The following is a 19,317-nucleotide window of genomic DNA, read 5'->3' on the forward strand; positions in this document are numbered from 1 at the left end:
GGCCTAATCGATTTATGTCAAATATTACAGGGCACGGAGACTTGCGGGCCTCGGCAATCGTCAAGCCGCTTCCGCCGCCCGGACCTTGGTCGGCAAGACATCAAATGTCACCGGCACCAGTACCGGTTCCGCCGATGGCGCTTCGGGCATGACATGCGCCCAATGCAGGATCTCGAAACGGCCATCGAAATGCTCGACCACGGCCGTGCAGCTTTCCACCCAGTCGCCGGTGTTGATGTACTGGACGCTGTCGACGGTTTCGATTGCTGCGTGGTGGATGTGCCCGCAGATCACACCATCGACCTCCGACCGTCGCGCTTCTTCGGTAAGCACATTCTGAAAGGAGCCGATGAAGTTCACGGCTTTCTTCACCTTGACCTTGGCCCAGGACGAGAACGACCAATACGGCATGCCGAAGACCTTGCGGAAGCGGCTGACACCGCGATTGATCAGCATGGCCGCGTCATAGGCATAGTCACCGAAATAAGCGAGCCAGCGCGCATTGTGCACGACCGTATCGAACTGGTCGCCATGGATGACCAGCATGCGGCGGCCATCGGCCGTTTCATGGATGGCGCGGTCGGCCACCACGATGCCGCCAAAATGCACGCCCTGGAACTGGCGGGCGAACTCGTCGTGATTGCCGGCGATATAGGTGATTGAACTGCCTTTGCGTGCCTTGCGCAGCAGTTTCTGTACCACGTCGTTGTGGGCCTGGGGCCAATGCCAGCTGCGACGCAGCCGCCACCCGTCCACGATGTCGCCGACAAGGAAGATCGTATCGGCATCGTGATGACGCAGGAAGTCGATCAGAAACTCGGCCTTGGCCGCCTTCGATCCCAGATGCACATCCGAGATGAAGATGGAGCGGAACATGCGTGGTTTGGCGCTGGACATCGCGATCTCACCTTTCGCGCTGGCTATGCCTCGATTCATGCAACAACCGTATGACGGTTGCGATTAGGCCAGTCCTTTCGCTAGCCTTGCGCAACCAATCGGAGGTTTCGGACATGGATCTCGGCATTCGCGGCAAGAAGGCGATCGTTTGCGCATCGAGCAAGGGACTGGGGCGCGGGTGCGCGATGGCGCTGGCCGAAGCCGGGTGCGATCTCGTGGTCAATGGCCGCGATCCCGTGCTCCTGGCGAAAACCGCGGCGGAAATCCGCGAACGGTTCGGCGTTCGCGTCGTCGAAGTGGTCGGCGATGTGTCGAAACCCGAGATCCAGAAGGCCTTGATCGCTGCCTGTCCGGATCCGGACATCCTGGTCAACAACAATGGCGGGCCACCCTATCGCGACTTCCGCGAACTGGATCGCGAAAAGATCCTGGAAGGCGTCACCAACAACATGGTCACGCCAATCGAGCTGGTGAAGGCCGTCATTGACGGCATGGCGGCCCGCGGCTTCGGGCGCATCGTCAACATCACTTCGCTCTCGGTCTATGTCCCGATTCCCGGTCTCGATCTGTCTTCCGGCGCAAGGGCTGGACTGACGTCCTTTCTTGCCGGCGTTGCCCGCACGGTCATCGACCGCAATGTCACCATCAACAACATGCTGCCCGGCAAGCTGGATACCGACCGCCTGCGCGGGCCACACGAACCTGGCTCGATCGAGACGGCGGACGCCGCCAAGGAGCGCAGGGCGCGTCTTGCCGCCGACATCCCTGCCAAGCGACTGGGAACGCCGGACGAGTTCGGCCAGATTTGCGCTTTCCTGTGCTCGGTCCATGCGGGATATCTGACCGGGCAGAACATTCCGGTCGATGGCGGGCTTTACGTCAGCGCCTTCTAGCCAGGGAAAGTTGCGGGCCTGCTCGCAATTTCTGCCGACAATGCTTTGATATACTTTTGTTTTTCGTCGGCTTGAAAAACGCGGAGATGCGTTACATCGCGTCTCGAAAAAACATCGGCACATGCTAAAAGGGGTGACGCAACAGGAGGCTGGGAAGCATGGCAGGCGACAAGAGCAAGACGGCACGTTCGGATCTGGATGAGGCCGCGCTCTTCTTCCACAAACATCCCATCCCCGGAAAGCTTGAGATCCAGGCGACCAAGCCGCTTGGCAACCAGCGCGACCTTGCGCTCGCCTATTCTCCGGGTGTCGCTGCGCCATGCCTTGCCATCAAGGATGATCCGGCGACTGCCGCCGACTACACGGCGCGTGCCAATCTGGTCGCCGTGATCTCGAACGGCTCGGCCGTGCTCGGCCTTGGCAATATCGGCCCACTGGCCTCCAAGCCGGTCATGGAGGGCAAAGCGGTCCTATTCAAGAAATTCGCCGGCATCGACGTCTTCGACATCGAAATCGAGGCACCTGAGATCAACCGCATGGTCGAGACGGTCGCGGCACTGGAGCCGACCTTCGGTGGCATCAATCTGGAGGATATCAAGGCACCCGAATGCTTCGAAGTCGAGGAGCAGTTGAAGGCCCGCATGGGCATTCCGGTATTCCACGATGATCAGCACGGCACCGCCATTATCGTCGCAGCTGCCGTGCTTAACGGGCTGGAGCTGGCCGGGAAGAAGATCGAGGACGTCAAGATCGTGACGTCGGGAGCCGGCGCGGCGGCGCTTGCCTGCCTCAACCTGCTCGTTTCGCTCGGTGCCAGCATCGAGAATATCTGGGTCACCGACCGTTTTGGCGTTGCCTACAAAGGCCGCGCCGAGGAGATGGATCGCTGGAAGGATCCGTACGTCAAGGACACCGAAGCGCGGACGCTGGCCGATGTCATTCCGGGTGCCGATGTTTTCCTCGGCCTGTCTGCCGCCGGTGTGCTCAAGCCCGAACTGCTTCAGGGAATGGCCGAGAAACCGCTGATCCTGGCACTGGCCAATCCAACGCCCGAAATCATGCCGGAAGTCGCGCGGGCTGCCCGCCCAGACGCCATGATCTGTACCGGACGCTCGGATTTCCCGAACCAGGTCAACAACGTCATCTGTTTTCCCTACATCTTCCGCGGCGCGCTGGATTGCGGCGCAAGCGCCATCAATGAAGAAATGAAGATGGCTGCGGTGCGCGCGATCGCAGCACTTGCACGCGAGGAGCCTTCGGACGTCGCAGCGCGCGCCTATTCCGGCGAAACGCCGATCTTTGGGCCGGATTTCCTGATCCCATCACCATTCGATCCGCGTCTCATCCTGCGCATCGCGCCAGCGGTGGCAAAGGCAGCCTGCGATACTGGCGTCGCCACACGTCCGATCGCGGATATGGCCGTGTATCTCGACAAGCTGAACCGCTTCGTCTTCCGCTCCGGCCTTGTCATGAAGCCGGTGTTTTCGACCGCCCGAAGCTCAAGCGCCAAGCGTGTCATCTATGCCGATGGCGAGGACGAGCGGGTGCTGCGGGCAGCCCAGGTGGTACTCGAGGAAGGTATCGCCGAGCCGATCCTGATCGGCCGTCCGCATGTGATCGAGGTTCGTCTCAAACGCTATGGCCTGCGCATCAAGCCCGGCGTCGACTTCGGTCTGATCAATCCCGAGGAAGACCCGCGCTACCGCCATTATGTCGACCTCCTGATCGAGCTGGGCGGCCGACGCGGCGTCACCCCGGAGGCTGCCCGCACCATGGTGCGCACCGACAATACGGTGATTGCTGCCCTTGCGGTGAAACGCGGTGATGCGGATGCCATGATCTGCGGTCTCGAAGGTCGTTTCGCACGTCATCTGCGCAACGTCACGTTGATCATCGGACCACGCCCAGGCATCACCGATCATGACCTTTCAACGCTTTCGATGCTGATTTCGCAGCGCGGCGTCCTGTTCCTCACCGACACCTATGTCTCGATCGATCCAAGCGCCGAAGAGATTGCCGAGATGACCATCCTGGCCGCCGAGGAAATCCGCCGCTTCGGCATCGAGCCGAAGGCGGCACTGCTCTCGCTGTCGGATTTCGGCTCGCGCGATGCGCCAAGCGCTCTGAAGATGCGCAAGGCTGCCGAAATCCTGGCGCGTATCGCGCCGGAACTGGAATGCGACGGTGAAATGCATGCGGATTCGGCTTTGTCCGAGCACCTGCGTCAGCGCGTCTATCCACACTCGCGGCTGAAGGGCGAAGCCAACCTGCTGGTATTTCCCAGCCTCGATGCCGCCAACATCACATTGACGGCACTTCGGACAATGCTGGATGCGCTGCATGTCGGCCCGATCCTGCTCGGCACCGATATGCCGGCACACATCCTGACGCCTTCGGTGACCTCGCGCGGCGTCGTCAACATGACCGCATTGGCCGTCGTCGAGGCATCACACAAGGCACAGGCGGCGCTTCATGCGCCGCGTGGCTGACCGGCTCAAGAGAAGCTTAACCGGCCCGCCTTATTTTCATTGCCCGACACAGGCGGGCAATGCGGGTGATGACCGGGGCGAATCGAAGACAGGCGCTTGCATGGACGCTGCTTTGCGTCATCGCGCTGGTCTTTTGTTCCCAGACAAGCGCCGAGGCGGCCTCTCGTGTCTGCCGTCAGCTGCGAGCGGAGCTCGCTTCCGTGCAAAAAGGCGGAGGTGCCGGCCAGCAGCGCCGTTATGACGGTGCCATCGCCCGCCAGAACAATGAACTGGCCAAGGCACGCGCCCAGGCGCGCGACGCCGGCTGCGGTTTTTCGTTGTTCGGAGGCAGTGTCAGCCAATGCGCGGCGCTCAACACGGCTATCGACCGGATGAACGCCAATCTCGACAAGCTGCAGCGCAAGCGTGCGCAAATGGGAAATGGCTCACCGCGTCGCGATCGAAGCCGCCTGCTGGCGGCGCTTGAAAGCAACGACTGCGACGGCAAGGCGGTGGAACAAAAGCGCGTTCAGGCAGACGAACCGGACGGTGGGCAGGAAGCCGAACCAGAAGAGGCAGCGCTCGGTGCAGCCTTCGTCCCGTCGCCATCCGGCCAATTCCGCACCATGTGTGTGCGCACCTGCGATGGCTACTTCTTCCCGATGTCGAATGCCGCCACTGTCAGCGACTTCCAGCGCGACCAGAACCGTTGCAACGCGGGCTGCCCCGGCACGGAAATGCAGGTTTTCTATTCGCGTGGCATGACAGGCGACCCCGCGGCGATGACGTCGTCACGAACCGGACGCCCCTATTCTGAACTTCCGTCGGCTTTTCTCTACAAGCGTCCCGATCAACCGCTGCCGCAAGGTTGCGGCTGCAACGCAGCGCAGAATTTCAAGATCATCGCCGGCAACCCGCCGATCGCGCAGCCCGAAGCCAATGCCGGTTCCGGCAGCCGCTTCCTGCCGACACCGACAGACAAGCCAGATCCCGCCGATGATCCCGAGACGCTCGCCAATGCGGCGGGAGGGTTCGACACCGCGATCATGAAACAGATGGTGAAGAAACCCGACGTCTCTCCGGTTTCGGTTTTGCCACCGGAACAGCGCAAGATCAGGGTCGTCGGGCCAACGTTCCTTCCCGACCCAGAAGCGGCAATAGATCTGCAAGCTCCGGCCCTGAAACAAGTCCGGTAAGCGCCAGTCTGAGCGGCAGGAACAACGCCTTGCCCTTGCGTCCGCTTGCATCCTTGACCCGAGCGGTCCAGTCCTTCCACACCGTTGCCGTCCAGGGCTCTTCCGGCAAGAGATCGAACGCTTCGCGCACGAACTGCAGCTCTTCGGGTTCGAATTCAGGTTTGTCGAGCGGACCGTCCTGAACGATACGCCACCAGGAAACCGCATCACTCAAACGGTCGAGATTGCCGCGCACGATGTTCCAGAACTGTTCAGCCTGATCGCCGGATACGCCAAGCACCGCAAGGCGGTCACGCGCGTCTGCGAAGGAAAGCGTATGCATCAGACCACGGTTCAGCACGACCAACTCTTCCGGGTCGAACTTGGCGGCGGATTTGGATGTCGCGGCAGGGTCGAAATGGGCTGCCAGTTCGCTCATGTTCTGCATCGGCTGGACATTTTCCGAGGTGCCGATCAGGACGGCGAGGGAAGCGACCGCCATCGGCTCGATACCGTCTGAACGCAGCCCTTCGATCGAGAGCGAGCCGGTGCGTTTCGAAAGCCCCTCACCCGTTGTCGTGGTCAAGAGATTGTGGTGGCCAAATACCGGCACCTCAGCTCCCAATGCCTTGAACAAGGCAATCTGCACACCGGTATTGGTGACATGATCATCGCCACGGATGACATGGCTGACGCCCATCTCGATGTCGTCGACCACTGACGGCAGCGTGTAGAGATAAGTACCATCCTCGCGCACCAGAACCGGATCCGACACGGAGGCCAGATCGACGGTCTCCTCGCCACGAACGAGGTCGTTCCAATGGATATCCGTGCGCTCCGGCTCCTGTGGATCCCCCTTGAAGTTCGGCAACAGGAAACGCCAGTGCGGACGACGACCGTCGGCCTCGAGATCGGCGAGCTGCTTGGGGGTCAAGGTCAGTGCCTCCCGTCCATAGACGGGCGGCAAGCCACGTGTACGCCGGATCTTGCGCCGCAGGTCCAGTTCCTCGGGCGTTTCAAAGCAGGGATAAAGCACCCCGGCCTGCTTCAGTCGCTCAACAGCGGCATCATAGATGTGCACGCGCCGCGACTGATAGTCTGTGGCATCCGGGAAGATGCCCAGCCAATGCAGATCATAGAGGATGGAATCGGCGTATTCCTGTTTCGAGCGCACCGTATCGGTATCGTCAAAACGCTGAATGAAGCGGCCCTTGTGCTTTTGCGCAAACAGCCAGTTGAAAAGCGCGGTGCGCGCGTTGCCGATATGGATGCGGCCGGTGGGAGATGGGGCAAAACGGACGGTAACTGTCATGAACGGGGCGTAGCGGATGAGTTGGACCTTGGCAAGGCGGGCCTTAAAACCTCGATCCGTCGGAAATATGGTCAATTCCGATCAAGCAAAAAAAGCAACGGACCGCCTCTTTCGAAGCGGCCCGCTTTATTTGCAAAGGACTGCCGGATCAGACCAGGCCCTTGGTCAATTCAAGCGCCTGTCGCTCGAACAGCCGGCGGTAGATGCCACCGCTCAGCCGGATAAGCTCTTCATGCGAGCCTTCTTCGACGATCTTGCCCCGATCAAAGACCAGCAGGCGGTCCAGTGCCCTCACGGTGGAGAGCCGATGTGCGATGACCAGCGTGGTGCGCCCGACCATCAGCCTTTCCATTGCCTGCTGGATCAGGACCTCCGATTCCGAATCGAGACTTGAGGTCGCCTCGTCGAGGATCAGGATCGGTGCATCCGCCAGGAATGCACGGGCGATCGCCACACGCTGACGCTCACCACCTGAAAGCTTCACACCGCGTTCGCCGACCAGCGTGCCGTAGCCCTTCGGCAGCCGGGTGATGAAGTCATGCGCACTGGCAAGGCGTGCCGCTTCCTCAATCTCCGCCTGGGTGGCTTCGGGCCTGGCATAGGCGATGTTTTCAGCAAGCGAGCGATGGAACAGGATCGGTTCCTGCTGAACGATAGCGATCTGCTGGCGCAGCGACGATTGCGTGACCTGCGAGATGTCTTCGCCATCAATAACGATGCGGCCGCCGCTGATGTCGTAGAGCCTCTGGATCAGCTTGACGAAGGTCGTCTTGCCCGACCCCGAATGGCCGACGAGGCCAACACGCTCACCTGGCTCGATCGCCACCGAGAAGTCGCGGTAAAGCGGCTCGCGATGGTTGCCATAGTGGAAGGTGACGTGGTCGAACACGATGCCGCCGTCAGAGATATGGGCCGGCTCGGCTCCCGGCGCATCCTCTATACCGAGCGGCTGCGCCTGAAAGTCGACCAGTTCCTCCATGTCGTTGATCGAGCGCTGAAGGTTGCGAATATGCATGCCGATGTCGCGCAGATATCCCTGCAGCACGAAGAAGGATGTCAGCACAAAGGCGACATCGCCGGCGGTTGCCTGCCCTCGCAGCCACAACAACAGAACGACACCAATCACCGCAGCGCGCAGGATCAGCAACATCACGCCCTGCGTGGTGCCGTTGACCGTGCCCCGGTTCCAGGTGCGCCCCGTCCGGTGATGCCACTTGGTGACCACCTCGGCCAGCCGCTGCTCTTCGCGTGTCTCCGCGCCGAAGCCTTTCACAACCGCATTGCAGCTGACCGCATCCGCAAGCGAGCCGCCAAGCCGCGTGTCCCATGAATTGGCGAGCCTTGCAGCGGGTGCGACATAGGCGAGCGACAGGATTGCCGTGACGGCGATGAAAACAAGCGAGCCGATCGCAACGACAAGACCCATCATTGGCCAGTACCAGCCGAGCAGCACAGTCGAGCCTACAAGCATGACGACGGAGGGAAACAACGCGACAAGGATCGTGTCGTTCAACAGGTCGAGCGCCCACATGCCGCGGGTGACTTTGCGGACTGTTGAGCCGGCAAACGAATTGGGTGCCAGTCGGTCGAGAAGCGCTGGACGCGATGGAAAGCATCGGCGCAGATATCCGACATCATCTTCAGCGTCAGCTCCACGATGCCGTAGAAACCGAAATTGCGGAAAATAACCGAGGACAATGCCAGTCCGATCAATGCCGCGAATGCAGTGACGGCGGCATTCCATGCCTCGTCACTTGATGCGGCACCCGATGCCACGGCGTCGACGAGACGGCCGGAATAGAGCGGTGTGAGCACATCGGCCATCGTCGAAAGCAAAATCATCAGCATGATGAACAGCACCCTGAACGGCTGGCGCCGCCAGTGCGCCAGGGTGAAGCCAAGAACGCTGCCGAATGCGCCAGCGCGCAAATCGATCTTGAAACGAGTCATGATGTTTGCAGGCACAATCGTGCCTGATCCCAAAAAAAGCGAAGAAAACACCGCGTTGAGGGCCCGTGGCCGTCGTGTATGCGGATGCGAAAATGGATCTGACCGACCCGAAAGGGTGGCGGTCGAGGCATTCCAAAGCCTATTCTGCGATGGCATGTTCCCGCAGGAACAGCCTCGAAGACCTAGGCCTCGTTACCTCGTATCGATTTTTCAAATGCCATCATTCGTATCCTCCCGGTCAGGGAATCGCGGATGGAGACTTATAGGAGAGGCGTTTTACCGCGCCAACCCCGCGGCTGTCACAAAACTGCCTTGGCACAACCGGTGAGGCTATGCTGCAACACTCGCATCACGGGCGGCAGCAATCAGCGGCGCCTGAAATGCATCGTCTTGCCATCGCTGGCAACCTCGAAACCGAAACCGGTATAGAGCGAATGCGCGTCCGCGGTACGCAGGCTCCAGCCTCCCACGGCGGCAAGATCCGGATGGTCGAGCAGCGCCTGGATCAGCTTCTTGCCAATGCCGGCACCGCGGCGATCCGGCCATACGATGACATCGCACAGATAGGCGAAACAGGCATAGTCGGTGATCACGCGGGCAAATCCCACCTGCTCGCCGTCCATGAAAGCCGCAACACAGAGTGAGTTGTCGAAGGCGCGGCGGTGGATGTCGTCGCTGCGCTGCGCGCCCCAGTAGCTCTGCTTGATCGCCTCGGATGTCGCAGCGAAATCGATACGCCCAGGGTCGAAGGAAATCTCGACTTCCGCCACGATCAAGCCCGATCGCGAAAACGATTGGTGATCGGATAGCGGCGATCGCGGCCAAAGTTCTTCTTGGTGATCTTCACGCCTGGAGCGGCCTGACGACGCTTGTATTCGGCAATGTAGAGAAGGTGCTCGATGCGCTCGACGGTAGCGCGATCGTGACCGCGCTTGACGATATCATCGACCCCCATCTCATTCTCGACAAGGCACTCCAGGATGTCATCGAGAACCGGATAGGGCGGCAGCGAATCCTGGTCGGTCTGGTTCGGGCGCAGTTCAGCCGACGGTGCCTTGTCGATGATGTTCTTCGGAATGACCTCCCCTGAAGGGCCCAACGCGCCCGGCGGCACATGCGTGTTACGCCAGCGCGAGAGCGCGTAGACCTGCATCTTGTAGAGGTCCTTGATCGGGTTGAAGCCACCGTTCATGTCACCGTAAAGCGTGGCATAGCCAACCGACATTTCCGACTTGTTGCCGGTGGTGACGACCATCGAGCCGAACTTGTTGGAGATCGCCATCAGTATGGTGCCGCGGGCACGGCTCTGCAGGTTCTCTTCGGTGATACCTTCCTTCGTGCCCTCGAAGAGTTGCGTCAACGCATGCGAGAATCCTTCGACCGGCTCGAAGATCGGCACGATGTCATAGCGGCAGCCAAGCGCACGCGCACAGTCCTCGGCGTCCTTCAGGGAATCCTTGGAAGTGTAGCGGTAGGGCATCATCACCGCACGCAGCCTTTCCTCGCCCAAAGCATCGACGGCAAGGGCGGCGCAGATCGCCGAATCAATGCCGCCGGAAAGGCCCAGAACCACATTCTTGAAGCCGTTCTTGTTGACGTAGTCGCGCAGCCCCAGCATGCAGGCGCGATAGTCGGCCTCTTCCTTTTCGGGAATTTTCGACATCGGCCCTTCGGCACACACCCAGCCGTCGGCGGTACGCTTCCATTCAGTAACGGCAAGTGTCTCTTCGAACTGGCTCATCTGGAAGGCGAGCGTCTTGTCCGCGTTGAAGGCAAAGCTCGCGCCATCGAAGACGAGCTCATCCTGCCCGCCGACCTGGTTGGCGAACAGAAGCGGAAGACCACTCTCGATGATCTGTCGCAACGCCACCTGGTGGCGCACGTCGAGCTTGCCGCGATAGTAAGGCGAGCCGTTCGGTACAAGGAGCAGCTCCGCTCCGCTCTCGGCCAGCGTTTCGCATACGCCGAGGTCATTCCAGATCTCCTCACAGATCGGGATGCCGATCCTAATTCCACGGAAGTTGGTTGGACCGGAAATCGACCCCTCCGAGAAAACACGCTTCTCGTCAAACTCGCCATAGTTAGGCAGGTCAACCTTGTCGCGGGTAGAGAGAATCTTGCCGCCGTCGAGTACGGCCACTGAATTGTGCTTGCCCTTCTCGCCCTGCCGCGGAAATCCGATGATGATGCCAGGGCCACCATCTGCGGTGTCGCGCGCCAAGCCTTCAATGGCCTTCAGACAGGCTTCGAGAAAGGCCGGTTTCAGCACCAGATCCTCCGGCGGGTAGCCGGAAATGAAGAGCTCCGTGAACAGGACAAGGTCTGCGCCCTGGCGGGCAGCATCCGCCCTCGCCTCGCGCGCCTTGGCGAGATTGCCGGCGATGTCACCGACGGTCGGATTCAACTGGGCAACGGCAATGCGAAGCGTGTCGGGAGCGGTCTTGGTCATGAAAAGGGTTTAGCGTGGCAACCTTGCGCCTGCAACGGACAAGGCTGGAGACTGCTTGTACCAATGCTCAATGTGAGCATAATTCCATTTCACCATGTTCCTGTGCGGACGCTGCCGGCTTCGCATGTCATTCACCGGTGTATTCGCGAATGGTCTCCGGAGCGTGGTTCTCGCCGATCGACATCGACAGGATGCGCGAAATGTGTTTGCGCGGCAGGCTGGTTTCAGTCGCCCAGACGTTGATCTGCGCCTGGATCTTGTCGAGATCGCGTTTGGAGGTGGGGCTTTCGGCGATATCAAGGCCGGCATCGCGCAGTGCCGCCGACATATCCCTCGAGATGATGAAACTATCCCACTCCAGCCAGCGCAACAGATATTGGCCGGTGTTGCCACCGAGCCGGCTGCCGTGCCTGGCGAAATAGGCGGTCAACCCGACCTGGTCATCCGCCGGCCAGGCCGCCAGGAATTTGCCGAAAGAACCGTTTTCCCCGGAAACTCGCTCGACGAAGGCAGCGTTGTCCCGCACAGAGCGGATTTTCTGTGGATTGCGCACGATACGTTTGTCGGAAGCGAGCTCGTGCCAGAAATCATCGGGCTGGAAGAGCAGCCGTTTCGGTTCGAAGCCGAGAAAGGCTTCCTCGAAACCCGGCCATTTCTGCTCGATGACGCTCCAGACGAAGCCGGCAGCAAAAACGCGCTCGGCCATCGTCGAAAGCACACGATCGTCAGGCACCTTTGCAAGTGCGGCATTGTCGGGCGCCGCCCCCAGCAGCGACACGAGAACCGCATCGCCACCCTTGCGCTTTGCGGCGCGGGCGCGAATCTGCTGAAAATCGAGCATGTCTCGCCCTTCCCGGGTTGCGGCTTGGGCCGCGATGAAATGTTCGCGCTATCTTCTATAGATCGCCGGTCCGCGCAAGCACCGGCAAGGAGGAGCAGATGCAACACAGAACCATGGCGGAACTGGCCAGCCGCTGGTTGTCGCGCAACGCCGATGCCCTGACCGACAGCGAACGTCGCGTGCTGCAGAGCGCAATCGATCGCAAGGCGGTGTCCTTCCACTCCGGGGATTCCGACCAACAGGGCGCCACGACCGGCGCACGCGTTGCCGATGCGGTGGCCAGGATCGGCGGCTCATGGGGCTTCATCATCTCCTTCATGGTGTTTCTGGTCGCCTGGACATTGCTCAACAGCGTCGTTCTGGTCAGCGGAGCGTTTGATCCCTACCCCTACATCTTCCTCAACCTGGTGCTGTCGATGCTGGCTGCCATCCAGGCGCCGGTCATCATGATGTCGCAGAACCGGCAAGCCGAACGCGATCGTACCGCTGCCGCGCACGACTATGAGGTTAACCTCAAGGCCGAAATCGAAATCATGGCGTTGCACGAAAAGCTGGACGAGTTACGGCACAGCCAGATCATGGCAATGCGCGAAGACATCAAGCACCTCGCCGATCACATGCTGCAACTCGAACAAAGGCTGGCGGCGCGTGCCCGCCCGACGCGTTCGCGCAAATGACGGAAACCCTTCATCGATTCATCGAACAGTATGGATTGCTGGCCGTTTTCCTGGGTTGCATGGCGGAGGGCGAAACCGTTGCCATGCTCGGGGGCTTCTTTGCCCATCAGCACGTCTTCGCAGTCTGGCAGATGCTGCTGGCCGTCTTTGCCGGCGCGTTTGCCGGTGACGCAGCCTTCTTCGCGCTTGGGAGAAGTTTCGCCCAGACTAGACTTGTGCAGCGTGTCAGCCGCAAGCCCGGTTTCGATCGCGCCCGTCAGCTCGTCACCGACCACCCGAACATCTACGTGCTGTCAAACCGTTATGTCTACGGCATGCGCATCCTGGGTGGTGTGGTTGCCGGTCTTTCCGGAATCACGACGGCGCGGTTCCTTGTCTTGAACGCCATTTCAGCCGCGGTCTGGGCGACGCTGTTCTGCGGTTTCGGCTATCTCTTCGGTGTTGGCGCGGAACAAATCGTCGGCCGCGCCCTGCTCCACCACGAACGCCTGCTGGTCGCGTTCGCGATCGGCGTCATCGTCATGACGGCTGCAATCACTGTTGCCCGCCACCTGCTTCGTCGTGAAAAAGCCCGTGAAAACCGGACCGGCCAAGCAAATCAGATCGGCGCGCCGTAAAGGCGCTCGACAATGGCGAACAGCCAGATGCCCGCAGCAAGGACAATGGAGATCAGCACGGCAAGAGAGCCGCAGTCCTTGGCGAGCTGGATATCGATGTTGAATTCGCGGCTGATGGCATCACAGGTCGCCTCGATACCGGTGTTCAGGACCTCCACCATGATGAGGACGAGAACCGCACCGATCAACAGCGCATAGCCGCTCCAGCTTGTCGCGACGAACCAGCCGAGCGGAATGGCCAGCACAAGCAGCATCAATTCCTGCTGGAAGGCCGCTTCGCTTTGCGCGAGCCGGCGGAATGCGCGAACGGAGTTGTGGAAGGCGTCGATCAGCCGCTTCATGAAATCTGTCCCTTTCCGACGATCGGCCTGTTCGATTGCGCCTTACGATGGAGTGGCGTGCTTATCCGATATCCTCCGTTCATCCGCAACCAAGATTGCCGAATCCGGTTCTTCTACGCCCCGAATGAAAGCCGACAAAAATATCTTTGCCTGCTCTTGCACAACAAGCACAGCCTCAAGTAGAAAAATGCGCCGGAAAATCGGCAGGTTAAGAAAACTTTAGCGCTAGCACATCTAAGGTCTTGCGAGCGAAAGTCGTTGGCGGAACGTCTTTCGTGTGGATTCGACTTCGAAATGAGTTCTGCAACCGGCAGCTTAGAGACCTTTGTCTCGCGTCGGTTCCGATGGGGGAATTGGGTCCAAATGCAGCCGGCAGCCGTCACGCCTGAGCGGAGTTCCGATATTGCGACCACTGTCGTGGCGACGATGCGGCAACTCGGCGTCATTGCGATGCCTCGCAATTACGAGATTTTCTATGAAGCGCTGGCTGGAACAAATCCGGAGCTCAGCCTCGCCGTGCTCGACCTCAGCAAGCGGCCAACACAGGATGATCTGGACCGGATCGGGCGCAGGTTCTTCGCTCAAAACCACAAGCACGGCATCGTCGACCATGTGCGTGATGTTCTGGCACGTGAACTGGAAGATATTGCCTCGCTACTGCGCAACGAGCGCAGCCATATCGAGAAATATGGCAAGATACTCGACGAGACTTCCGATGGACTTGCCAACCGCAGCGTGATTTCCAAGGAACTGCTGGAAAAGATCGTCGGCGCGGTTTCGACGGCAACCGCCTCGACCATCGATCACGGCAAGCAGGTTGCGAGCACGTTGGGCGACAAGACGGCCGAGCTTGAAAGCGTCAAGTCGAAGCTTGAGGAATACAAGCGCCTTGCCGACACCGATCCCTTGACCCAGGTTTGGAACCGCCGTGCTTTCGATGCCGAGATCGCGCGTATCTACAACAGCAACAAGGGCATCCTGTTCAATGCACTGATCCTGGCCGACATCGACCGCTTCAAGGAAATCAACGACCGCTACGGCCACCCGGTGGGCGACAAGATCCTCAAGGACATCGCCGACGTGTTCCAGACCAGTGTCTCCACCGGCATGTTCGTTGCCCGAACAGGAGGTGAGGAATTCGCCCTCATCATCGAAGGCGCCAGCGAGGAAGCAACTTTCGACATTGCCGAACGCATCCGCATCCTGATCGAGCAGACACCCTTCGTCAGCAGTCAGAGTGGCGCCAGCTACGGTACGGTGACGATCTCGATGGGCATCTGCATGGCTTCAGAGGCCATCGGACCTGAAGATCTCTATTCCAAGGCCGACCGTGCTCTTTACCGCTCCAAGGTCGAGGGCCGCAATCGCGTCACGCGCCATTCAGTCATGGGCGGACGTGCAAGCAAGAACTGGCTGATCTACAAGAAAGACTAGATTTCTGGTTGGTGGCGGAACTGCGTTGCGTAGCCACAGCAAAACGTCACCATTTTTGTTCTTGTTTTGTTCTTGTTTTGTTCTGTTTTTCATCAAAAACCTTTCATGATGAACTTTTCTGCCTTATATTTGCAGCAGAAAGGAAGAATCATGTCTACCAGGACTGCAGCAGCCCCCCGCGCGGAAGAAAGCGCCGTCATCACCAAGGCAACGCTACGGGCCGCGGAACGGCTGGACGTTACCGCGCGAGCCTTGTCCATGATCATCGGCGTTTCCGAGGCGACGGTTTCGCGCATGCGCAAGAGCGAGTTCCTGCTCGACAGAGGTTCAAAGCCATTCGAACTGGCAGTCCTGTTCATACGCCTGTTTCGATCGCTCGACGCCATCACCGGCGGTGACGAGACCGTGGCGCGCGCATGGCTGCGCAACGCCAACACGGCGCTGGATGGCAAGCCGCTGGAGAAAATCCTGACCGTTACCGGACTCGTCGATGTCATTGGCTATCTGGACGCCCGCCGCGCTCTCGTCTGAGGCAATCGGCCTCGACGGGACGTGCTGGCGCATGGTGGAGGCGCAACACCATGTCTCCACGCTGAAACTCGTCGATACGCTGGATGAACAGACGCTGCTGGAACAACTGATAGAAGACACCAAGCCGCATATTCCGCTCGAATGCCGGCATCTGCACTATCTGCTCGCCACCCCGTTCCGCTACGGCTCCGTCTATCCTTACGGCTCGCGGTTCCGTCGCGCCGGACGGACGCTCGGCGTCTACTATGCGGCTGCAACCATCGCCACCGCAGTCGCGGAAATGTCGTTCTACCGGCTGCTGTTCTTTGCGGAGTCACCCGACACGCCATGGCCACGGGACGCCGCCGAGTACACTGCGTTTTCAGCCGCATACCGCACCGACAGGGCGCTTGATCTCACCAGGCCGCCACTGGACAGCAACAAAGGCGCATGGACGCACCCAACCGACTACGTGGCCACTCAAGCTCTTGCGGATACCGCGCGCGAAACAGGTCTGAAAGCCATCCGCTATCAGTCCGTACGGGATCCGGACGGCAAGAATCTCGCTTTGTTGACCTGTACGATCTTCAACAACCCGCAACCGATGGAATGGCAGACTTGGCGTGTGCGCCTCAGTGCGTCCGGCGTGCAGGCTTTGTGTGAATTTCCGCCGCGCCGCATCGGTTTCGAGCGTACCGCCTTTGCCGGCGATCCGCGGCTTGCAGCATTAAACTGGGATCGTGGCAAAGGCTGAGCGCGTCGCCTCTGCTTCGGCGATGACCCATTCGCGGAAAAGCCTGATCTTTCGCGACTGCCGGCGCGACTTTGGATAGACCAGACTGTAGCTGCGGTCGTCACGCCCGATATGCTGGAAGGGCCGTATCAGCCGGCCGCTGCTCAATTCGTCGGCGAAAAAAATCGGCATCACCATGGCGACACCCTGCCCCCGCAAGGTCAATCCGACGTCAATGCTCTGAACGCCGATCACCAGATCCATGCGGCTGTCGTCGCTGCCGTTCTCGACACCGGCGCCGGTGAGCCAATGCGCCCACCAGCTAAGCGCTCCAAACCTGCGAACTTTCAGAAGATCAGCGGGTTGCGTGATGGCATGCCGCTCGCGATAGTCAGCCGTGCAGACCGGCGCATACTCCATCGGAAACAGCGAGAAGACCTCATGTTCCGGCAGCACGCTGTCGCTGCCCCGGATCATCACATCGATGTCTTCCCTGGCAAAATCCATGCTGTCATTCGACGTATGCAACTTGATCCGGACCTCCGGATTTGCAGCCTGGAAAGACGACAGACGCGGTACGAGCCAGGTCGAGGCGACTGTCGGCAATGTCGATATGATCAGATGCAGATCAGGCTTCCTCGCCACTTCGACAAAGGCGGAGCCCAGCAAATCCAACGCCTCGGTGACCTTTGGCGACAGCTTCCGGCCTGCCGCCGTCAAGGTCACCTGCCTTGGCTCACGCACAAAAAGCGGAACGCCAATGCGGTCTTCCAACAGCTTTATCTGATAGCTGACTGCCGCCTGCGTCATGCCGAGCTCCTCAGCGGCGCGCGTGAAGCTTTGATATCTTGCGGCGGCCTCAAAGGCCCGAATGGCGGCAATAGGCGGCAGCTTCATGCGCATACATAAGCATTCTTTATGGCAGATAGCGATATTTCGCTTTGTCAGGCTGACCGTTACCCACCATCTTGCTCTCACACGAATTGCCGAATCCTGAGGCGAAGATGAAAGCGCTGTTGAGAAGACTTACCGCTGTGCTGGGCCTTTCTCGCTTCCGTGTCGTTGGCGTGCGCCGCTTCGACAACTCCGGTTCGTTCGACGGAATGAATGACGCTCAGCTGCGCGACATCGGACTGTGGCGCACCGACGAGCATAGCTATCTGCGACTGCGTGAGCCCGCGGCCCTCGAGATCCTGTTTCCAGGTACAGGTGGAACTCCGGTTGGCGAGGACGGCAATACCCGTTCCGGCCCAACGAAACCGCGCCCGGGGATCAAAACGCGAACATTGACGGATTGATCGCAACAAAAAGGCGCCGAAACCGGCGCCTTTTTCTTCCAAAACAGTCTGGTTTACTCGGCGGCCTGCGTATGCGGCTGGCGGACGTGGCTCTTCTTGAGCAATTCCGATACGAGGAAAGCCAATTCGATCGACTGGTCGGCATTGAGGCGCGGATCGCAATGGGTGTGATAGCGATCCTGCAGATCCTCCGCCGTGATGGCCCGGGCGCCGCCGGTGCATTCGGTGACGTTCTTGCCCGTCATCTCGATGTGGATGCCGCCCGCGTGCGTGCCTTCCGCCTGATGGACTTCGAAGAAGGTCTGCACCTCTTTCAAAATGCGTTCGAACGGCCGCGTCTTGTAGCCGGCGGCGGTCACGGTGTTGCCGTGCATCGGGTCGCACGACCACACCACGCTGCGGCCGGCATTCTTCACCGCGCGCACCAGCTTCGGAAGATGGTCGGCAGCCTTGTCGGCACCGAAGCGCGCGATCAGCGTAAGCCGGCCAGGCTCGTTTTCGGGGTTCAGCAGGTCGATCAACTCCAGGAGACCATCCGGCGTCAGCGACGGACCGCATTTCAGGCCGAGCGGATTCTTGATGCCGCGGCAATATTCAATATGCGCATGATCCGGCTGACGGGTACGATCGCCGATCCAGATCATATGCCCCGAGGTGGCGTACCAGTCGCCTGAGGTGGAGTCGACGCGGGTCAGCGCCTCCTCGTAACCGAGCAGCAGCGCCTCATGGCTGGTGTAGAAATCCGTCTCGCGCAGCGCGAAATTGGTTTCGGAAGTAATGCCCACCGCCCGCATGAAATCCATGGTTTCGGTGATACGGTTGGCGAGCGCCTCGTATTTCTCAGCTTGCGGACTGTCGGCGACGAAACCGAGCATCCAGCGATGAACGTTTTCCAGGCTGGCGTAGCCACCCTGGGCGAAGGCACGCAGAAGGTTGAGCGTCGCCGCCGATTGGCGATAAGCCATTTCCTGGCGGGCAGGATCAGGCACGCGCGACTTTTCGTCGAATTCAATGCCGTTGATGATGTCGCCGCGATAGCTCGGCAGCGTGATCTCACCCTTGGTTTCATTGTCAGACGAACGCGGCTTGGCGAATTGACCGGCGACACGGCCGATCTTCACCACGGGTTGCGATCCTGCAAAGGTAAGCACAACCGCCATCTGCAGGAACACGCGGAAGAAGTCGCGGATGTTGTCCGCGCCATGTTCCGCAAAGCTCTCGGCGCAGTCACCACCCTGCAGCAGGAAAGCCTCGCCATTGGCTACGGCCGCCAGCTGCTTCTTCAGCTTGCGGGCTTCACCGGCGAAAACCAGTGGCGGGAAGCTGGCAAGACGCGCCTCGGTCTCCTTCAGCGCTAGAAGGTCCGGATAGGCAGGGACCTGCTGGATTGGCTTCGCTCTCCAGGAATTCGGGGACCACTTCGTCATTTGTCGCACCCAACGCGCTTTTCGCGGCTCGGCACTATCGCCCAAGCCCTACGCTCCCCAACAGGGAGATGCGGCTCCATACAGGAAGCCGGTTTCCTATTCTAGCCCGGATTTGGCAGGGACGCGAACGACTTATGCGTGCCTCTGGAGGCCTACGCCGTTTGTGCTGAAGACGCAAAACTTGCTGGCCCGACAAGACCTTACCCTTGCGTCACTGTGGCGGATCAGCCACGCGGGTGAAGCCAGTCACAGACCGTTGCTAACCATTTAGTGAGAATGTTAACGGAAAATGATC

The 19,317-nt window shown here is 60.0% G+C and carries 17 protein-coding genes and 1 pseudogene; 9 read left to right on the top strand and 9 right to left on the bottom strand.

From position 1 onward, the window contains the following. Positions 1 to 60: 60 nt before the first annotated feature. Positions 61 to 897 (bottom strand): UDP-2,3-diacylglucosamine diphosphatase, encoded by an 837-nt coding sequence (locus tag C1M53_RS28380; protein ID WP_129415416.1) that lies wholly within the window; start codon positions 895 to 897, stop codon positions 61 to 63. A 113-nt stretch (positions 898 to 1,010) separates the two neighbouring features. Here C1M53_RS28380 and C1M53_RS28385 point away from each other — a divergent pair, with 113 nt between their 5' ends. From C1M53_RS28385 to C1M53_RS28395, 3 genes are all read left to right on the top strand, one after another. Beyond that, positions 1,011 to 1,790, top strand: a complete 780-nt coding sequence (locus C1M53_RS28385) for an SDR family oxidoreductase (RefSeq protein WP_129415417.1) — start codon at positions 1,011 to 1,013, stop codon at positions 1,788 to 1,790. Positions 1,791 to 1,948: 158 nt separating this feature from the next. Further along, positions 1,949 to 4,279, top strand: coding sequence for an NADP-dependent malic enzyme (locus C1M53_RS28390; protein ID WP_129415418.1), 2,331 nt, complete (start codon positions 1,949 to 1,951; stop codon positions 4,277 to 4,279). A gap of 200 nt (positions 4,280 to 4,479) precedes the next feature. Further along, positions 4,480 to 5,454, top strand: coding sequence for a DUF2865 domain-containing protein (locus tag C1M53_RS28395; protein WP_245488337.1), 975 nt, complete (start codon positions 4,480 to 4,482; stop codon positions 5,452 to 5,454). On the opposite strand, the gene gltX is transcribed toward C1M53_RS28395, so the two are convergent. The 5 genes and pseudogenes from gltX to C1M53_RS28420 form a co-directional block, all read right to left on the bottom strand. Further along, entirely contained in the window at positions 5,372 to 6,745 is a 1,374-nt protein-coding gene (gltX, locus tag C1M53_RS28400; protein ID WP_129415420.1) for a glutamate--tRNA ligase, read from the bottom strand. The two genes, C1M53_RS28395 and gltX, sit on opposite strands and share 83 nt — an antisense overlap. Before the next feature lie 148 nt (positions 6,746 to 6,893). Then, positions 6,894 to 8,695: pseudogene (locus tag C1M53_RS28405) on the bottom strand (ABC transporter ATP-binding protein). A gap of 365 nt (positions 8,696 to 9,060) precedes the next feature. Then, positions 9,061 to 9,465 (bottom strand): GNAT family N-acetyltransferase, encoded by a 405-nt coding sequence (locus C1M53_RS28410; protein WP_129415421.1) that lies wholly within the window; start codon positions 9,463 to 9,465, stop codon positions 9,061 to 9,063. A gap of 2 nt (positions 9,466 to 9,467) precedes the next feature. Continuing rightward, a complete protein-coding gene (locus C1M53_RS28415; protein WP_129415422.1) occupies positions 9,468 to 11,144 on the bottom strand; it encodes an NAD+ synthase in 1,677 nt (558 codons plus the stop codon). A 127-nt stretch (positions 11,145 to 11,271) separates the two neighbouring features. Beyond that, complete coding sequence (locus C1M53_RS28420) at positions 11,272 to 11,985, bottom strand: DNA-3-methyladenine glycosylase I (RefSeq protein ID WP_129415423.1); 714 nt, start codon at positions 11,983 to 11,985, stop codon at positions 11,272 to 11,274. Positions 11,986 to 12,083: 98 nt separating this feature from the next. On the opposite strand from C1M53_RS28420, the gene C1M53_RS28425 reads away from it, so the two are divergent. Continuing rightward, entirely contained in the window at positions 12,084 to 12,662 is a 579-nt protein-coding gene (locus C1M53_RS28425) for a DUF1003 domain-containing protein (RefSeq protein ID WP_129415424.1), read from the top strand. Continuing rightward, positions 12,659 to 13,279 carry a DedA family protein gene (locus tag C1M53_RS28430; protein WP_129415425.1) on the top strand — a complete coding sequence of 207 codons (621 nt, stop codon included), beginning with the start codon at positions 12,659 to 12,661 and terminating at the stop codon, positions 13,277 to 13,279. The genes C1M53_RS28425 and C1M53_RS28430 overlap by 4 nt, the downstream gene beginning before the upstream one ends. Here the strand turns inward: C1M53_RS28430 and C1M53_RS28435 are convergent. Next, positions 13,261 to 13,620: a diacylglycerol kinase gene (locus C1M53_RS28435; RefSeq protein WP_129415426.1), complete on the bottom strand. Its 360-nt coding sequence runs from the start codon at positions 13,618 to 13,620 to the stop codon at positions 13,261 to 13,263. The two genes, C1M53_RS28430 and C1M53_RS28435, sit on opposite strands and share 19 nt — an antisense overlap. Before the next feature lie 363 nt (positions 13,621 to 13,983). On the opposite strand from C1M53_RS28435, the gene C1M53_RS28440 reads away from it, so the two are divergent. The 3 genes from C1M53_RS28440 to C1M53_RS28450 all read left to right on the top strand — a co-directional run bounded on the left by C1M53_RS28440 (position 13,984) and on the right by C1M53_RS28450 (position 16,318). Further along, complete coding sequence (locus C1M53_RS28440) at positions 13,984 to 15,054, top strand: GGDEF domain-containing protein (protein ID WP_129415427.1); 1,071 nt, start codon at positions 13,984 to 13,986, stop codon at positions 15,052 to 15,054. A gap of 150 nt (positions 15,055 to 15,204) precedes the next feature. Continuing rightward, entirely contained in the window at positions 15,205 to 15,585 is a 381-nt protein-coding gene (locus C1M53_RS28445) for an MbcA/ParS/Xre antitoxin family protein (RefSeq protein WP_129415428.1), read from the top strand. Continuing rightward, a complete protein-coding gene (locus C1M53_RS28450) occupies positions 15,545 to 16,318 on the top strand; it encodes an RES family NAD+ phosphorylase (protein WP_129415429.1) in 774 nt (257 codons plus the stop codon). The genes C1M53_RS28445 and C1M53_RS28450 overlap by 41 nt, the downstream gene beginning before the upstream one ends. Here the strand turns inward: C1M53_RS28450 and C1M53_RS28455 are convergent. After that, on the bottom strand, positions 16,292 to 17,275 hold the full coding sequence (locus C1M53_RS28455; protein WP_129415430.1) for a LysR substrate-binding domain-containing protein: 984 nt from the start codon (positions 17,273 to 17,275) through the stop codon (positions 16,292 to 16,294). The two genes, C1M53_RS28450 and C1M53_RS28455, sit on opposite strands and share 27 nt — an antisense overlap. Positions 17,276 to 17,301: 26 nt before the next feature. Between C1M53_RS28455 and C1M53_RS28460 the strand changes: the two genes are divergently transcribed. Further along, complete coding sequence (locus C1M53_RS28460; protein WP_129415431.1) at positions 17,302 to 17,595, top strand: hypothetical protein; 294 nt, start codon at positions 17,302 to 17,304, stop codon at positions 17,593 to 17,595. Between the two features lie 53 nt (positions 17,596 to 17,648). On the opposite strand, the gene C1M53_RS28465 is transcribed toward C1M53_RS28460, so the two are convergent. Continuing rightward, entirely contained in the window at positions 17,649 to 19,022 is a 1,374-nt protein-coding gene (locus C1M53_RS28465) for a 3-deoxy-7-phosphoheptulonate synthase class II (RefSeq protein ID WP_129415432.1), read from the bottom strand. Between the last annotated feature and the right edge of the window lie 295 nt (positions 19,023 to 19,317).

Source organism: Mesorhizobium sp. Pch-S (assembly GCF_004136315.1).
Taxonomy (GTDB): domain Bacteria; phylum Pseudomonadota; class Alphaproteobacteria; order Rhizobiales; family Rhizobiaceae; genus Mesorhizobium.

Excerpts from the sequence above, each read along its gene's own strand:
- C1M53_RS28380 (WP_129415416.1), bottom strand. The coding sequence starts at position 897 with ATGTCCAGCGCCAAACCACGCATGTTCCGCTCCATCTTCATCTCGGAT.
- C1M53_RS28385 (WP_129415417.1), top strand. The coding sequence starts at position 1,011 with ATGGATCTCGGCATTCGCGGCAAGAAGGCGATCGTTTGCGCATCGAGC.
- C1M53_RS28390 (WP_129415418.1), top strand. The coding sequence starts at position 1,949 with ATGGCAGGCGACAAGAGCAAGACGGCACGTTCGGATCTGGATGAGGCC.
- gltX (WP_129415420.1), bottom strand. The coding sequence starts at position 6,745 with ATGACAGTTACCGTCCGTTTTGCCCCATCTCCCACCGGCCGCATCCAT.
- C1M53_RS28415 (WP_129415422.1), bottom strand. The coding sequence starts at position 11,144 with ATGACCAAGACCGCTCCCGACACGCTTCGCATTGCCGTTGCCCAGTTG.
- C1M53_RS28420 (WP_129415423.1), bottom strand. The coding sequence starts at position 11,985 with ATGCTCGATTTTCAGCAGATTCGCGCCCGCGCCGCAAAGCGCAAGGGT.
- C1M53_RS28425 (WP_129415424.1), top strand. The coding sequence starts at position 12,084 with ATGCAACACAGAACCATGGCGGAACTGGCCAGCCGCTGGTTGTCGCGC.
- C1M53_RS28430 (WP_129415425.1), top strand. The coding sequence starts at position 12,659 with ATGACGGAAACCCTTCATCGATTCATCGAACAGTATGGATTGCTGGCC.
- C1M53_RS28435 (WP_129415426.1), bottom strand. The coding sequence starts at position 13,620 with ATGAAGCGGCTGATCGACGCCTTCCACAACTCCGTTCGCGCATTCCGC.
- C1M53_RS28440 (WP_129415427.1), top strand. The coding sequence starts at position 13,984 with ATGCAGCCGGCAGCCGTCACGCCTGAGCGGAGTTCCGATATTGCGACC.
- C1M53_RS28445 (WP_129415428.1), top strand. The coding sequence starts at position 15,205 with ATGTCTACCAGGACTGCAGCAGCCCCCCGCGCGGAAGAAAGCGCCGTC.
- C1M53_RS28450 (WP_129415429.1), top strand. The coding sequence starts at position 15,545 with ATGTCATTGGCTATCTGGACGCCCGCCGCGCTCTCGTCTGAGGCAATC.
- C1M53_RS28460 (WP_129415431.1), top strand. The coding sequence starts at position 17,302 with ATGAAAGCGCTGTTGAGAAGACTTACCGCTGTGCTGGGCCTTTCTCGC.
- C1M53_RS28465 (WP_129415432.1), bottom strand. The coding sequence starts at position 19,022 with ATGACGAAGTGGTCCCCGAATTCCTGGAGAGCGAAGCCAATCCAGCAG.